Origin of the sequence: Pseudomonas sp. YY-1, from assembly GCF_002843095.1 — a bacterium.
Lineage (GTDB): Bacteria > Pseudomonadota > Gammaproteobacteria > Pseudomonadales > Pseudomonadaceae > Aquipseudomonas > Aquipseudomonas sediminis_A.
Genome location: NZ_PJLX01000005.1, coordinates 287,866 through 300,708, shown reverse-complemented (window position 1 = coordinate 300,708; position 12,843 = coordinate 287,866). Strand labels below are relative to the sequence as shown.

Annotated in this window: 16 protein-coding genes and 1 pseudogene; 6 read left to right on the top strand and 11 right to left on the bottom strand. The window is 62.1% G+C overall.

Translation table 11 applies throughout. The features are described 5' to 3' along the window. Nucleotides 1-177: 177 nt before the first annotated feature. Nucleotides 178-666: pseudogene (locus CXP40_RS24245) on the top strand (methyl-accepting chemotaxis protein); the annotation flags it as partial. Between the two features lie 84 nt (nucleotides 667-750). Here the strand turns inward: CXP40_RS24245 and CXP40_RS10040 are convergent. The 3 genes from CXP40_RS10040 to CXP40_RS10030 are packed head-to-tail and all read right to left on the bottom strand — an operon-like array spanning nucleotide 751 to nucleotide 1,838. Continuing rightward, nucleotides 751-1,368: an SOS response-associated peptidase gene (locus CXP40_RS10040; protein WP_106733585.1), complete on the bottom strand. Its 618-nt coding sequence runs from the start codon at nucleotides 1,366-1,368 to the stop codon at nucleotides 751-753. A gap of 27 nt (nucleotides 1,369-1,395) precedes the next feature. Further along, nucleotides 1,396-1,656, bottom strand: coding sequence for a putative signal transducing protein (locus tag CXP40_RS10035; protein WP_092377504.1), 261 nt, complete (start codon nucleotides 1,654-1,656; stop codon nucleotides 1,396-1,398). Then, nucleotides 1,656-1,838, bottom strand: coding sequence for a CPXCG motif-containing cysteine-rich protein (locus tag CXP40_RS10030; protein ID WP_092377507.1), 183 nt, complete (start codon nucleotides 1,836-1,838; stop codon nucleotides 1,656-1,658). Before CXP40_RS10030 ends, CXP40_RS10035 begins: the two co-directional genes overlap by 1 nt. A 98-nt stretch (nucleotides 1,839-1,936) precedes the next feature. Between CXP40_RS10030 and CXP40_RS10025 the strand changes: the two genes are divergently transcribed. Next, a complete protein-coding gene (locus CXP40_RS10025; RefSeq protein WP_106733584.1) occupies nucleotides 1,937-3,100 on the top strand; it encodes a 1-acyl-sn-glycerol-3-phosphate acyltransferase in 1,164 nt (387 codons plus the stop codon). Between the two features lie 67 nt (nucleotides 3,101-3,167). Here CXP40_RS10025 and CXP40_RS10020 read toward each other — a convergent pair whose 3' ends face one another. Next, nucleotides 3,168-3,443 (bottom strand): hypothetical protein, encoded by a 276-nt coding sequence (locus tag CXP40_RS10020; protein ID WP_099526148.1) that lies wholly within the window; start codon nucleotides 3,441-3,443, stop codon nucleotides 3,168-3,170. 274 nt (nucleotides 3,444-3,717) lie between these two features. On the opposite strand from CXP40_RS10020, the gene CXP40_RS10015 reads away from it, so the two are divergent. Next, nucleotides 3,718-3,924 carry a hypothetical protein gene (locus CXP40_RS10015; protein ID WP_004424534.1) on the top strand — a complete coding sequence of 69 codons (207 nt, stop codon included), beginning with the start codon at nucleotides 3,718-3,720 and terminating at the stop codon, nucleotides 3,922-3,924. A 60-nt stretch (nucleotides 3,925-3,984) separates the two neighbouring features. On the opposite strand, the gene CXP40_RS10010 is transcribed toward CXP40_RS10015, so the two are convergent. Beyond that, nucleotides 3,985-4,569 (bottom strand): YajG family lipoprotein, encoded by a 585-nt coding sequence (locus CXP40_RS10010; RefSeq protein WP_106733583.1) that lies wholly within the window; start codon nucleotides 4,567-4,569, stop codon nucleotides 3,985-3,987. 165 nt (nucleotides 4,570-4,734) lie between these two features. Here CXP40_RS10010 and CXP40_RS10005 point away from each other — a divergent pair, with 165 nt between their 5' ends. Next, a complete protein-coding gene (locus tag CXP40_RS10005; RefSeq protein WP_106733582.1) occupies nucleotides 4,735-4,965 on the top strand; it encodes a hypothetical protein in 231 nt (76 codons plus the stop codon). A gap of 463 nt (nucleotides 4,966-5,428) precedes the next feature. Continuing rightward, nucleotides 5,429-6,928: a malate dehydrogenase (quinone) gene (gene mqo, locus CXP40_RS09995; protein ID WP_106733580.1), complete on the top strand. Its 1,500-nt coding sequence runs from the start codon at nucleotides 5,429-5,431 to the stop codon at nucleotides 6,926-6,928. Nucleotides 6,929-6,984: 56 nt separating this feature from the next. On the opposite strand, the gene CXP40_RS09990 is transcribed toward mqo, so the two are convergent. The 5 genes from CXP40_RS09990 to rplU form a co-directional block, all read right to left on the bottom strand. Then, the gene (locus CXP40_RS09990; RefSeq protein ID WP_099526153.1) at nucleotides 6,985-7,446 is read right to left on the bottom strand and encodes a CreA family protein; all 462 of its coding nucleotides are present in this window, start codon (nucleotides 7,444-7,446) and stop codon (nucleotides 6,985-6,987) included. Nucleotides 7,447-7,464: 18 nt separating this feature from the next. Next, nucleotides 7,465-8,583, bottom strand: a complete 1,119-nt coding sequence (gene proB, locus CXP40_RS09985; RefSeq protein ID WP_099526154.1) for a glutamate 5-kinase — start codon at nucleotides 8,581-8,583, stop codon at nucleotides 7,465-7,467. Between the two features lie 81 nt (nucleotides 8,584-8,664). Beyond that, nucleotides 8,665-9,885: an Obg family GTPase CgtA gene (cgtA, locus tag CXP40_RS09980; protein ID WP_106733579.1), complete on the bottom strand. Its 1,221-nt coding sequence runs from the start codon at nucleotides 9,883-9,885 to the stop codon at nucleotides 8,665-8,667. Nucleotides 9,886-10,051: 166 nt separating this feature from the next. Then, a complete protein-coding gene (gene rpmA, locus CXP40_RS09975; RefSeq protein ID WP_004424545.1) occupies nucleotides 10,052-10,309 on the bottom strand; it encodes a 50S ribosomal protein L27 in 258 nt (85 codons plus the stop codon). Between the two features lie 36 nt (nucleotides 10,310-10,345). Continuing rightward, on the bottom strand, nucleotides 10,346-10,657 hold the full coding sequence (gene rplU / locus CXP40_RS09970) for a 50S ribosomal protein L21 (RefSeq protein WP_004424548.1): 312 nt from the start codon (nucleotides 10,655-10,657) through the stop codon (nucleotides 10,346-10,348). Nucleotides 10,658-10,904: 247 nt separating this feature from the next. On the opposite strand from rplU, the gene CXP40_RS09965 reads away from it, so the two are divergent. Then, nucleotides 10,905-11,873, top strand: a complete 969-nt coding sequence (locus tag CXP40_RS09965; protein ID WP_099526156.1) for a polyprenyl synthetase family protein — start codon at nucleotides 10,905-10,907, stop codon at nucleotides 11,871-11,873. A 148-nt stretch (nucleotides 11,874-12,021) separates the two neighbouring features. Here CXP40_RS09965 and CXP40_RS09960 read toward each other — a convergent pair whose 3' ends face one another. Beyond that, on the bottom strand, nucleotides 12,022-12,780 hold the full coding sequence (locus CXP40_RS09960; RefSeq protein ID WP_106733578.1) for an SDR family oxidoreductase: 759 nt from the start codon (nucleotides 12,778-12,780) through the stop codon (nucleotides 12,022-12,024). Nucleotides 12,781-12,843: the final 63 nt, after the last annotated feature.

Here is a 12,843-nt window from a genome sequence, read left to right as displayed (position 1 = left end):
GGTGGTACAGGAGACCTCGGCCGCCATCGCAGCCCTGGCCAGCGAGATCGGCCGCGCCGTGGGCGTGGTACAGAACCTGGCCAAGGACAGCGAGAACATCAACGCCATCCTCGTCGCCATTCGCGCCNCCTGGCCAAGGACAGCGAGAACATCAACGCCATCCTCGTCGCCATTCGCGCCATTGCCGAGCAGACCAACCTGCTCGCGCTCAACGCGGCCATCGAGGCAGCTCGCGCCGGCGAACAAGGCCGCGGCTTCGCCGTGGTCGCCGATGAAGTGCGCAACCTGGCGCAGAAGACCCAGCAGGCCACCGAAGAAATCCAGACCATGATCCAGCAGTTGCAGCAAGGCACGCGCGAAGTGGTGAAGGTAATGGAGCAGAGCCAGAGCAAGACCGACGACAGCGTCGAACACGCCAACCAGGCCGCTCAATCGCTGGAGTCCATCACCCAGGCGGTGTCGGTGATCAACGACATGAACACGCAGATCGCCAGCGCAGCCGAGGAGCAAAGTGCGGTGGCCGAAGACATCAACCGTAACGTCACCAATATCGGCCAGGTCGCCAACGAGGTGGCAGGCGGCGCCGACGAAGCCAGTCAGGCCAGCGCTCAACTGACCAAGCTGGCCGAACAGCAGCGCAGGCTTATCAATCAGTTCAAGGTCTGAGGGACTGCATCAGAATAGGGTGCACCGCACGCACAGGTTCTTGGTCAGCTGCGGTGCACCGGCCCCTCGACACCCTGCGCAGGATCAAGCCGGCGTCAGGCACTCCGGCGCATCCAGCTTCGGGTCGTTGACCAGCGTCGCCAGTGCGCGCTCACGCAGCGCAGTCTGCGGCTTGGCCAGCAGCGCCGCCAACTGTTCGGGCGACGTATCGCTGCTCAGCCACAGCGCCTGTTCATGCTCGTCGAGAATCAACGGTCGCCGCAGCGTGGCGGCCGCCTGGGTGATCAGCGCAACACTCAGGTACTCCTGCCCACCCACCGGATAAAGCTCCCACAAGGCCGCGAAATACATCAGCGGCTCACCGTTGCTCATCCAGTACGGCCGCTTGCGCGCGCCCCCTCGCCATTCATAGAAGCCGTTGGCTGGCAGCAGCGCGCGGCGCTGGCGAAAGGGCTCACGGAACATAGGCTGCTCGGCCAGGGTTTCAGCACGTGCATGCGCCGGTGTCTTGGACAGGTCCGTCAGCCAGGCAGGCGTCAGCCCCCAACGCGCCGCAGCCGCCTGCGCCCCTCCCTCGCCCGCACGCAGCATCAGCACCTGGCCGTTGGGCGCCAGGTTCCAGTGCGGTTTCTGGTCAGTGGGAAAGCCGGGCAACGCCGCAAAAGCGGGCGACCAGCGGAACAGGGCATAACGTCCACACATGAAACGACTCGACAGGCAGGGGGCGCATCAACAGAGCAACACGCCCTGAAAGGACTCTGGCTCATCGCCAGGCACAGGTTGCGCCGCATTGTACTCAGCGATCAGCGTACGCGCCCGCTCAGCGTGAGGATCAGCGACGACCAAACCAAGCAGGCCGCATGCCGGCAACTCCCCCACCGCACCGACCAGATGCTGACCGAGCAAGTGCGCCTCGACACCTTCACTGGCCAGCATGTCCACCAGCATCTGCCCTTCCAGAAGGTTTTCCGGTTCGTAGATTCGTTGCATCAATCGTTCTCCGCACGAACGTCCAACTCCCACTCGGTGCCGTCCGTGCGCAGCTCGAACTCGATCGGCCGGCAGCACACCGGACAGTCTTCGATGTAAGACTGGTCCCCAGCCGACAGATCCAGCAGCGCTTCGGCCGGCTCACCGCAATAGGGGCAATAATACGACTCGCTTTCCAGCATCGCGGCCTCCTTGTGACTTGGCGTTATAATCGCCGGTCTACTGCTCACCCTGTTAAGCAGACACCATTCCAACCTTAGCCGTTCTAGAACAAGAGAGCATGATGGGCGCATTCGATGCCATCCGACCCTATGCCGATGCAGAAGTGCGCCCCGTACTGGCGCGCCTGCTCGCCGACCCGGCGTTTCTCGGTACCCTCACCCGTTTCCGCTTTCCGCGCCTGGCAGGGCCATTGGGCTGGCTGCTCAAGCCGCTGATTGCCGCACGCCTGCGCAGCGAGTTCGCCAGCGTCGAGTCGGTCGCTGGTCTGCAGGAAAAGATCGAGCCGTACATCGACCGTACCATCGAGCATGCCAGTGATGGCATCAGCTACTCCGGCCTGGAGCACCTGCAGCCCGGCAAGCCTTACCTGTACCTGGCTAACCACCGCGATATCGTCATGGACCCGGCCTTCGTCAACTACGCCGTCTACCATGCAGGCCTGCAGACGCCACGTATCGCCATCGGCGACAACCTGTTGCAGCGCCCCTTCGTCAGCGACCTGATGCGCCTGAACAAGAGTTTCATCGTGCACCGCTCTATCAGCGGGCGACGCGAGAAGCTGGCGGCTTATCAATTGCTCTCGGCCTATATCAACCACTCGATCCGCGAAGATGGCGAGTCGATCTGGATCGCCCAGGCCGAAGGACGCGCCAAGGACGGTGACGACCGTACCGATTCGGCCATCCTCAAGATGTTCCATATGAGCCGCAAGGATGAGCCATTCGCAGACGTGATCGAGTCGCTGAACCTGATCCCGGTGTCGATCAGCTACGAGTACGACCCCTGCGACCTGGCCAAGGCTCGCGAGCTCTGTGTGCGTGCCGCCACGGGCAGCTACACCAAGGCGCCGGGCGAAGACGACGCCAGCATCGCCCTGGGCATCACCGGCTACAAAGGCCGCGTGCACCTGCACTTCAGCCCGCCTGTCGCCGGCCTGGAGGACACCAAGCAGCTTGCCCAGGAGATGGATCGTCACATTCTCGGACAGTATCGCCTGTTCCCCGTGCACTACCTGGCCTACGCCATGTGGGAGGGCCGCGAGGCCGAGCTGAACGTGCCGGCAGCAAGCGATGTATTCGATGCCGCGGAACTGGCCAAGGCCGAAGCGCAGTGGAACAAGCGCCTGGCCGCCTGCAGCGACGAGGAAAAACCGTTCCTGATCCTGCAGTACGCCAACCCGGTGCGAAACCAGTATCGGATCAAGACAGGCCTGCCCCTGTAAGAGGCAGCCATCGCCACAAACGAAAACGGCAGCCCGATGGCTGCCGTTTTCATTTATCGCTCAAGCGTCAAAGCCGCGTACTGAACCAGGACAGCACCAGGGCTGCACCCAGGCAAATGCCACCGAAGCGATAGAAGAAGCGGTTGATCCGCAGGGTACGCTCGTCCTGAACCTCGGCTTCATCCAGCTCGCCTTGCGCCAGCACTCGCGCCACACCGCGCTGCTCGCGCAAGTGAGTCATCAGGCACAGCCAGGCACCCGCCAACGCGAAGAACAATGCCAGCGAATTGACTGCCCCGGCCGGATGGGCGAGGAACAGTGACCACAACATCTGCAGCGACATGCAACACCTCGAGAACAGCATGGTGCAGCAACCTCGCCACCGCACCAGAATGGGGATTTTGGCCGAGAAGCGGTGCGTCTCGACCCTCGAAAAGTCGTCGCGCAGTGTACTGAAATACCTCTTTTATAAGGTTCGTTTCCGACGAACGCGGCCCGCTATCCCGAAATCGTCTGAAAACTGTCATATGCCTGGCCTAGGGTTTGTATCTCCAAGAGTGACCAAACAGTCACGACTGTTGCTGGAGCCAAACCTCAATGTCCCTGGAGGACCTGCCATGCTCAATTCTCAACCGCTGGACCGCGATTACCTGATCGACTCGCTGGATGAAGTGGACGCCGTGGTCGACGAGCTTTCTTTCAACGTGCAGGACCAGCACTGGCTGGTGTACTGCGCCCTTGGCGGCCATGAGCATTACGACCTGCCGGATATCGACAACCGTACCGGCATGAGCCTGCCGGAGTTCTACGCCGAAGCAGCATGAAGACCCAGGACAAATGAAAACGCCCCGCAATGCGGGGCGTTTTTATAACGATGCGCCGAATTACTGCAGCAGTACCTGGCCGATGGTCGGGTCCTTGAACGCACGAGTCAGCGCGTCGCTGAGCACGTCACCCACCAGCTTGCTGTTGGTCTGCTGGTTGGGGGCGGTGCCGAAGCGCTGGTTCAGCGAGGCACCGTAACGGCCGGTATAGCGGCGGCTGCCGCCCTGCACGTCGGCACGGATCGAGGCCGAGATATCCGCCTCGGTGACGTACATGCCCTCTTTCGGCGACTGATACTTGAGGTCCGCCAGGGTGATGGTCAACTGTGGCGCGTTATAAGCATTGGCCGACGGGGTGAAGCCGAGCAGACGTACAGCCGCTTCGGCCTCAGCCTGCAGCTTGGGCAGCACATAATCGGGGTTGACGCTGATGGAGCTGGTCTCTGGATACAGACCGCCGCGGGTGCCAAGCACCGGCGAAGGACGGCCGTCGACCACGCGCACCACCACCGGCTGACCCTGGCCGACTGGGGTCAGCGAACTGGTCAGCTTGGGTTGTGGGGTGAGTTGCTGAGGGCTGAGGGCGCAACCGGCCAGAGTCAGGCTGGCGGCAGCAAGCAAGGCGATCAACGCACGGTGCAGCATGCTCATCTCTCCGAGTGAGGTAAAAGTGGCCGGCAGTATAACCAGCGCGGCCTGAGGCCGACAGTAGCGCTGCATAGGACCGTTGGCATATCGCTGCGGTTCCTGTCATCAGCCTGTCACCGCGCGCTGGCATAAAGTACCTGTCACCACGCTGGAGCCTTCGCCATGCTGTTGCGCCGCCTGTTCAGCCACGCTCGTCCGATGCGCCATTTTGCCCTGATCGATGATCGTGGCGTTTGCTGTGCGCTGCGGCAGATGCAGGAACACCCGATCCAGGCGGGGTGGGTGGAAATTCGCGAACCGAGCATCTCCTGGCTGGGCGCCCCACTGCCCGCCGGTGCCCGACTCACCCCGGTCGCCACACACGCATCAGCAGCCCGCCCGTTGGCGGCCTGACCGGTGAAAGAATAAAAGTCACGCAGGGGCTCAATTTCCCCTCATTCACCGTTATAATCACGCCCCGATTATAAGGACGTCTCCTGATCGGGCCGAACGACCTCGCCGATGCAACGTCATCGCCCCGCCCCAGAGAGTCGCCCACTTCGAGCTGCCGCTTCCGGCCAGCCGCTTTCAGCCCATATGCAGAGCAGTTATGCAGCCATGCATTGCATGATTTGCACGGGCAAAAGCGCGCCGAGGCAGTCGAGCTTTTGAGGTTCACCGCTCCAAAAGAGCGTGAAAAAGACGGTTTTTACAAACTTCACAAGAGTGTGGCGAACAGATGAACAGTTTTGCGTCCGCAAATCCCAGCCTTGACCCTCCCCGCCGAACGACAGGGCATCACGCCTGAGTCTGCCGGTATCGCCCTGAAAGGCCGAACGGCCGTCCATCTGGTGCAGTTTTTCTTGGAGAGAGGTTAATGGCGCACAACGATTCCCAAAGCGTAGATGTGGTGCTGGTTGGTGCCGGCATCATGAGCGCGACCCTGGGCGTACTGCTCAAGGAACTCAACCCCGGCATCACCCTGGAAGTGGTGGAGCTGCGCGAGTCCGGCGCAGTGGAAAGCTCCAACCCCTGGAACAACGCCGGCACCGGTCACGCGGCCCTGTGCGAGCTGAACTACACCCCGGAAGGCGCTGACGGCAGCATCGACATCAAGAAGTCGGTGAACATCAACGCCCAATTCGAGGAGTCCAAACAGTTCTGGGCCTACCTGATCGAAAAAGGCGCGATCAACTCGCCGAAGACCTTCATCAACCCAGTCCCGCACATGAGTTTTGTGCGCGGCAACAGCGGTATCGCCTTCCTCAAGAAGCGTTTCGAGGCACTGCGCCAGCACCACGCCTTCACCGAGATGGAGTACACCGAAGATCGTGCCACCATCGCCGAGTGGGCGCCGCTGCTGATCCCGGGCCGCGACAGTGGCGAGCCGCTGGCGATGACCCGCGTGCAAGCCGGTACCGATGTCAACTTCGGCGCGGTCACCGAACAGATGCTCGCCTACCTGACCACCCAACCCCACGCCAAGGTCACCTGCAACCAGAAGGTCACCGACCTCAAACGCGACGGTGACGGCTGGCTGGTGGACATCAAGGACACCCGCTCCGGCGCCACGCGCAAGCTCAAGAGCAAGTTCGTCTTCCTTGGAGCTGGCGGCGGCGCACTGCCACTGCTGCAACTGTCCGGCATCCCCGAAGGCAAAGGCTTTGGCGGCTTCCCGGTGAGTGGTCAGTGGCTGCGTTGCGACAACCCTGAGATCGTCAAGCAGCACCAGGCCAAGGTCTACAGCCAGGCTGCCGTCGGCTCACCGCCGATGTCCGTGCCGCACCTCGACACTCGCGTAGTGGACGGCAAGAAATCCCTGCTGTTCGGCCCTTACGCCGGCTTCACCACCAAGTTCCTCAAGTACGGTTCATTCCTCGACCTGCCGCTGTCGGTACGCCCCAACAACCTCGGCCCGATGCTGGCGGTGGCGCGCGACAACCTGGATCTGACCCGTTACCTGATCAAGGAAGTGATGCAGTCCGAAGAGCAGCGTCTGAACACCCTGCGCGGCTTTTACCCGGAAGCCAAGGCCGAGGACTGGCGCCTGGAAGTGGCCGGCCAACGCGTGCAGATCATCAAGAAAGACAGCAAGAACGGCGGCATCCTGCAGTTCGGCACCGAACTGGTGGCCGCTGCAGATGGCACCATCGCTGCCCTGCTCGGCGCCTCGCCGGGCGCTTCGGTGACCGTGTCGATCATGCTCGACCTGATCCGTCGCTGCTTCCCCGAGCAAGCCAAGAGCGAAGGCTGGCGCACCAAGCTGGATGAGATCTTCCCGGCCATGGCCGAGGTTCTGTCCCACGACGCCGAGCGCTATCGCCAGGTACAGACGCAATCGAACCAGCGCCTGCAGCTCGATACACCCAGCGCCTGATCGTCACGCACAAAAAAACCGCCCTCCGGGGCGGTTTTTTATGGGCGTTGCTCAGGTTACTGCTGACCCCAGGGCAGGATCGGAATGGCCGTCACCGCATTCTGCGGGCTGCCCTCGATCACCCGGTCGCTGTAGACCAGATATACCAGCGTGTTGCGCTTGGCGTCGAAGAAACGCACCACCTGCATGGTCTTGAACACCAGCGAGGTGCGCTCCTTGAACACCTCTTCGCCGTCCTTGAGCTTGCCCTTGAAGGCAATGGGGCCGACCTGGCGGCAGGCGATGGAGGCCTCTGCACGATCCTCGGCCAGACCCAAGCCACCCTTCACGCCGCCTGTCTTGGCGCGCGACAAGTAGCAGGTCACACCGTCGACCTTGGGGTCATCGAAAGCTTCGACGACGATCTTGTCGTTCGGCCCTACCCATTTGAATACCGTCGATACCTCACCGATGGTTTCGGCCAGTGCCAGACCGGGTAGCACCAGCAGGCTCAGCACACATCCCTTGAACAGGTTCATCGCCCTCTCCTTTCGCGTTCAAACCAGGATGAGATTATCCCGGTGCACCAACTCCGGCTCATCGACATAGCCCAGCAGCTTCTCGATGGCATCGGACGGCTGACCGATGATCTTCTGCGCCTCCAGCGCACTGTAGTTGACCAGGCCACGGGCAATCTCGCGGCCGTCAGGCGATACGCAGACCACCATCTCGCCGCGGCGGAAACTGCCCTGCACCGCCTTCACGCCCACCGGCAGCAGGCTCTTGCGATCCTGGCTCAACGCCTTCACCGCCCCAGCATCCAGCACCAGGGTACCGCGCGTTTGCAGGTGGCCAGCCAGCCACTGCTTGCGCGCTGCCAGCAGGCCACGCTCGGGGGCCAACAACGTACCCAGGCGCTCGCCGCCTTTGAGGCGGGCCAGCACCTGCTCGATGGCGCCGCCGACGATAACGGTATGCGCGCCGGAGCGCGCAGCCAGACGCGATGCACGCAGCTTGGTCTGCATGCCACCACGACCCAGTGCGCCACCGACACCACCGGCCACTGCATCCAGCGCCGGGTCATCCGCACGGGCCTCGTGAATCAGCTTGGCATCGGGATTGTGACGCGGGTCGGCATCAAACATACCGTCGCGATCGGTGAGGATAACCAGCAGATCGGCTTCGACCAGGTTGGCCACCAAGGCGGCCAAAGTGTCGTTGTCGCCAAAGCGAATCTCGTCAGTGACCACCGTGTCGTTCTCGTTGATCACCGGCACCACGTCGAGATCGACCAGCGTGCGCAAGGTGCTGCGCGCGTTCAGGTAGCGTTTGCGGTCGGACAGATCATCGTGTGTCAGGAGAATCTGTGCAGTACGGCGGCCGTGCTCGGCAAAACTGGATTCCCAGGCCTGCACCAGCACCATTTGACCGATCGCGGCGGCAGCCTGCAGCTCGTGCATCGCACTAGGTCGACTGGTCCAGCCCAGGCGGCTCATACCGGCCGCCACAGCGCCGGAGGACACCAGCACCAGTTCCACGCCCTGCTCACGCAGCGCGACCATCTGCTTGACCCACACTGCCATGGCCGCACGATCCAGGCCACGCCCGTCAGCGGTCAGCAGCGCACTGCCGATCTTCACCACCCAGCGCCGCGCGCCGGTCACCTTGTCACGCATGATCTTCCAACCTTAGCCAGAAAATGATGGGGTCCACCCCACCTACAAAAACGCCGCAATTAAGCGGCGTTGGAAACTTGCTTAATCCCGGACGTAAATGATTTCCGGGCCATCGTCGTCTTCTTCGTCGAGGAAGTCATCGTCCTCGTCGATATCGTCGACACTGCGCACACCGGATTTACGCAGCGCGCGCTGATCGTCCAGCGCCTGCAGACGGGCACGCGCCTCGTCTTCGATGCGCTGATCCAGCTCGGCCAGCTCTTCGGCGAATACCGGGTCTTCAGCGATGCGCTCGGCACGCACTTCCAGGTAATGCATGATGTCGCGGCTGATGCGCTCGGTGCCGTCGCGGCTGATGGCCGAGACCACATAAACCGGACCCTGCCAGTTCAGGCGGGCAACGATATCGGCCTTGCGCGCCTCGCGCTCGTCTTCGGGCACCTGGTCCATCTTGTTCAGCACCAGCCAGCGATCACGCTCGGCCAGCGCCGGGCTGAAGCGACCCAGCTCGTCGATGATCACCTGCGCAGCCTCGGCCGGATCGCTCTCGTCCAGCGGCGCCATGTCCACCAGGTGCAGCAACAGGCGGGTACGCGCCAAGTGCTTGAGGAAGCGAATACCCAGGCCAGCACCGTCGGAGGCGCCTTCGATCAGCCCCGGAATGTCGGCGACGACGAAGCTCTTGAAGCGGTCGACACTGACCACACCCAGGTTCGGCACCAGGGTGGTGAAGGGGTAGTCAGCGACCTTCGGCTTGGCGGCGGAAACCGCGCGAATGAAGGTGCTCTTGCCGGCATTAGGCAGGCCGAGCAGGCCGACATCGGCCAGCACTTTCAGCTCCAGCTTGAGATCACGCGACTCGCCCGGCTTGCCTGGCGTGGTCTGGCGCGGCGCACGGTTGGTGCTGGACTTGAAGCGGGTGTTGCCCAGGCCGTGCCAGCCGCCTTGGGCAACCATCAAGCGTTGACCGGCTTTGACCAGATCACCAATCACTTCCTGGGTGGCCACGTCGATCACCGTGGTGCCGACCGGCACCGGCAGAATCAGATCCTCGCCCTTGGCCCCGGTGCAATCGGTGCTGCCGCCCTTCTCGCCATTCTGCGCATTGAATTTGCGCGTATAGCGGTAATCGATCAGGGTGTTGAGGTTGGCATCGGCCTCGAGGAATACCGAGCCGCCGTCGCCACCATCGCCGCCGTTGGGGCCGCCCTTCTCGATGAATTTCTCGCGACGGAAGGCCATCATGCCGTTACCGCCGTCACCGGCTTTTACAAAAATCGAAACTTCGTCGACAAATTTCATGAATACGCCTCCCGCAAGCGCTGCGGGTCAACAGAACAACGTAAAGGCCCTTGCCGGATGACCCCACGCAAACAGCGTGGCGTTATGGGTGATCGGGCAAGAACCCAAGGATACAGAAACAAAAAAGCCCCGTCCTACGGACAGGGCTTTTCCAGCGCGTAGGCGATTAGGCCTGAACGACGCTCACGTAGCGACGGCCGAAAGCGCCCTTCACTTCGAACTTGACCACGCCTTCGACTTTAGCGAAGAGGGTGTGGTCTTTGCCCATGCCCACGCCGAAACCGGCATGGAACTCGGTGCCGCGCTGACGAACGATGATGTTGCCGGCCTTGATGACCTGACCACCATACATTTTCACGCCAAGGCGTTTACTTTCGGAATCGCGGCCGTTACGGGTAGAACCGCCAGCTTTTTTGTGTGCCATGAGTCAATACTCCTATAAAGGATCGGGGCCGACGAATCAGGCCTGGATACCGGTGATTTTGATCTCAGTGAACCACTGACGGTGGCCCTGACGCTTCATGTGGTGCTTACGACGGCGGAACTTGATGATGCGCACTTTATCGTGACGGCCTTGCGACACGACTTCGGCAACCACTTTAGCGCCGTCTACGACCGGAGCGCCGATCTGAACGTCGTCGCCATTGCCGATCAGCAGAACGCGATCGAAAGTCACGGCTTCGCCGGTGGCGACTTCGAGTTTCTCGATCTTGAGGAATTCGCCTTCGGTGACTTTGTATTGCTTGCCACCAGTAACAATTACTGCGTACATGGTAAATCTCCGTTGATCCTGCTCACCCAGCGCTTTAGAAAAGTCGTTATTGGCTGGCATGGCTGCTAGGGGCCGGAAGTGACACCCTTGCAATTGCGTAAGGCAGGGAAATACCCAGGGGGAAAGTTCAGGGTGCGCGATTGTACGCAAGCGCCGAACGCTTCGCAAGGGGCGCCCGTGCTTACCTTGACAGCCCCTACCCCGCCACCTAGCATGCCGCGCAACCTCAAAGGAGCACCAGTCGCCGATGCAACCCCAGGCTTTCTACCGCGTGGTAGCGGACGATTTCACCGCCGTCGATGGCATCATTCGCCAACAGGTGGTTTCCCGCGTGCCGCTGGTGGAGAAGATCGGCGACTATATCATCTCCGCTGGCGGCAAGCGCCTGCGCCCATTGCTGGTGCTGCTCAGCGGTCGCGCCCTGGGTTACCAGGCCGACGATCTGCGCCTGCTGGCCGCCACCATCGAATTCCTGCACACCGCCACCCTGCTGCATGACGACGTGGTCGACATGTCCGACATGCGCCGCGGCCGCAGCACCGCCAACGCCCAATGGGGCAACGCACCAAGCGTACTGGTGGGCGACTTCCTTTATTCACGCTCGTTCGAAATGATGGTCGAGCTCGGCTCCATGCCCGTGATGAAGATTCTCTCCCACGCCACCCGCGTGATCGCCGAAGGCGAAGTGCTGCAGCTGTCCAAGGTGCGCGACGCCAGCACCACCGAAGAGACCTATATGGAAGTCATTCGCGGCAAGACCGCGATGCTGTTCGAGGCCTCGACTCACGCCGCCGCCGCCCTGGCCGAAGCCAACGAGGCACAGCGCGAAGCCCTGCGTACCTTCGGCGACCATCTGGGTATCGCCTTCCAGTTGGTCGACGACCTGCTCGACTACAAGGGCGATGCAGCCGAACTGGGCAAGAACGTCGGTGACGATCTCGCCGAGGGTAAGCCGACCCTGCCACTGATCTACACCATGCGCGAAGGCACCGAAGAGCAGGCTGCTCTGGTACGCCGCGCGATTCAGAAAGGCGGCATCGAAGACCTGGAAAGCATCCGCGCCGCCGTGGATGCTGCCGGTGCTCTGGAGTACACCGCACAGCTCGCTCGCGACTACGCCGAACGCGCCATTGCCTGCCTGGAAGTGCTGCCGGCCGGCGAATATCGCGATGCACTGATCGAATTGAGCCGTTTCGCCGTCGCTCGTACGCATTAAGACCATCGGTGCGCACGGCGCACCCTACGGAAAGTCGCGCGCATCATGCCCGTAGGGTGTCGCGGGGCCGCCTAGGCCGTGCGCACCAGCTACCAGAAACAAAAACGCCCCGAACCAGTCGGGGCGTTTTTCGTTCAGGCCTGGCGGATTACAGACGCAGGCCGCCGTCCAGCTCCAGAATACGGCCGGTGTAGTAGTCGTTTTCCAGAATGTAGGCCACCGAATGCGCGATCTCGGCCGGCTTGCCCATGCGCTTGAGCGGAATACCCGAGGTCATCTTCTCCAGGGCTTCCGGCTTCATGCTGCCGGTCATCTCGGTCTCGATGAAGCCCGGCGCCACGCCTGCGACGCGAATGCCATAACGCGCCAGCTCCTTGGCCCAGACCACGGTGTCGGCAGCGACACCCGCCTTGGCAGCGGAGTAGTTGGCCTGGCCCATGTTGCCCGCGCGGGAAATGGAGGAGATGTTGACGATCGCACCCTCGTTCTTCAGCTCGATCATCTTCGCCGCTACTTCGCGAGTGCAGAGGAACACGCCGGTCAGGTTGACATCGATCACCGCCTGCCACTGCGCCAGGCTCATCTTGGTCATCTCGCCATCTTTCACGCGGATGGTCAGGCCATCACGCAGGATGCCGGCGTTGTTGACCAGGCCGTTGATGGCGCCGAAGTCGTCGGCCACCTGGGCGACCATATGGGTCACCTGCTCTTCATCGGCAACGTTGCACAGGTAGCTGCGGGCATCGCCACCGGCAGCCTTGCAGGCAGCCACGGCTTCGTCGAGCTTTTCCTGATTCAGATCGACCAGCGCCAGCTTGGCGCCCTTGGCCGCCAGGTACTCACCCATGGCGCGGCCCAGTCCCTGGCAACCGCCAGTGATGATGATGACTTTGTCTTTCAGTTGCATCGCTTTATCCCCTCAAGGTGCAGCATTTACCGACCCCGCTGATGCCCGCTAACCGCTATGCTA

Excerpts from the sequence above, each read along its gene's own strand:
- mqo (WP_106733580.1), top strand. The coding sequence starts at position 5,429 with ATGGCGCACAACGATTCCCAAAGCGTAGATGTGGTGCTGGTTGGTGCC.
- CXP40_RS10015 (WP_004424534.1), top strand. The coding sequence starts at position 3,718 with ATGCTCAATTCTCAACCGCTGGACCGCGATTACCTGATCGACTCGCTG.
- rplU (WP_004424548.1), bottom strand. The coding sequence starts at position 10,657 with ATGTACGCAGTAATTGTTACTGGTGGCAAGCAATACAAAGTCACCGAA.
- CXP40_RS10040 (WP_106733585.1), bottom strand. The coding sequence starts at position 1,368 with ATGTGTGGACGTTATGCCCTGTTCCGCTGGTCGCCCGCTTTTGCGGCG.
- CXP40_RS10025 (WP_106733584.1), top strand. The coding sequence starts at position 1,937 with ATGATGGGCGCATTCGATGCCATCCGACCCTATGCCGATGCAGAAGTG.
- CXP40_RS09990 (WP_099526153.1), bottom strand. The coding sequence starts at position 7,446 with ATGAACCTGTTCAAGGGATGTGTGCTGAGCCTGCTGGTGCTACCCGGT.
- CXP40_RS09960 (WP_106733578.1), bottom strand. The coding sequence starts at position 12,780 with ATGCAACTGAAAGACAAAGTCATCATCATCACTGGCGGTTGCCAGGGA.
- rpmA (WP_004424545.1), bottom strand. The coding sequence starts at position 10,309 with ATGGCACACAAAAAAGCTGGCGGTTCTACCCGTAACGGCCGCGATTCC.
- cgtA (WP_106733579.1), bottom strand. The coding sequence starts at position 9,885 with ATGAAATTTGTCGACGAAGTTTCGATTTTTGTAAAAGCCGGTGACGGC.
- CXP40_RS10030 (WP_092377507.1), bottom strand. The coding sequence starts at position 1,838 with ATGCTGGAAAGCGAGTCGTATTATTGCCCCTATTGCGGTGAGCCGGCC.
- proB (WP_099526154.1), bottom strand. The coding sequence starts at position 8,583 with ATGCGTGACAAGGTGACCGGCGCGCGGCGCTGGGTGGTGAAGATCGGC.
- CXP40_RS10035 (WP_092377504.1), bottom strand. The coding sequence starts at position 1,656 with ATGCAACGAATCTACGAACCGGAAAACCTTCTGGAAGGGCAGATGCTG.
- CXP40_RS10020 (WP_099526148.1), bottom strand. The coding sequence starts at position 3,443 with ATGTCGCTGCAGATGTTGTGGTCACTGTTCCTCGCCCATCCGGCCGGG.
- CXP40_RS09965 (WP_099526156.1), top strand. The coding sequence starts at position 10,905 with ATGCAACCCCAGGCTTTCTACCGCGTGGTAGCGGACGATTTCACCGCC.
- CXP40_RS10005 (WP_106733582.1), top strand. The coding sequence starts at position 4,735 with ATGCTGTTGCGCCGCCTGTTCAGCCACGCTCGTCCGATGCGCCATTTT.
- CXP40_RS10010 (WP_106733583.1), bottom strand. The coding sequence starts at position 4,569 with ATGCTGCACCGTGCGTTGATCGCCTTGCTTGCTGCCGCCAGCCTGACT.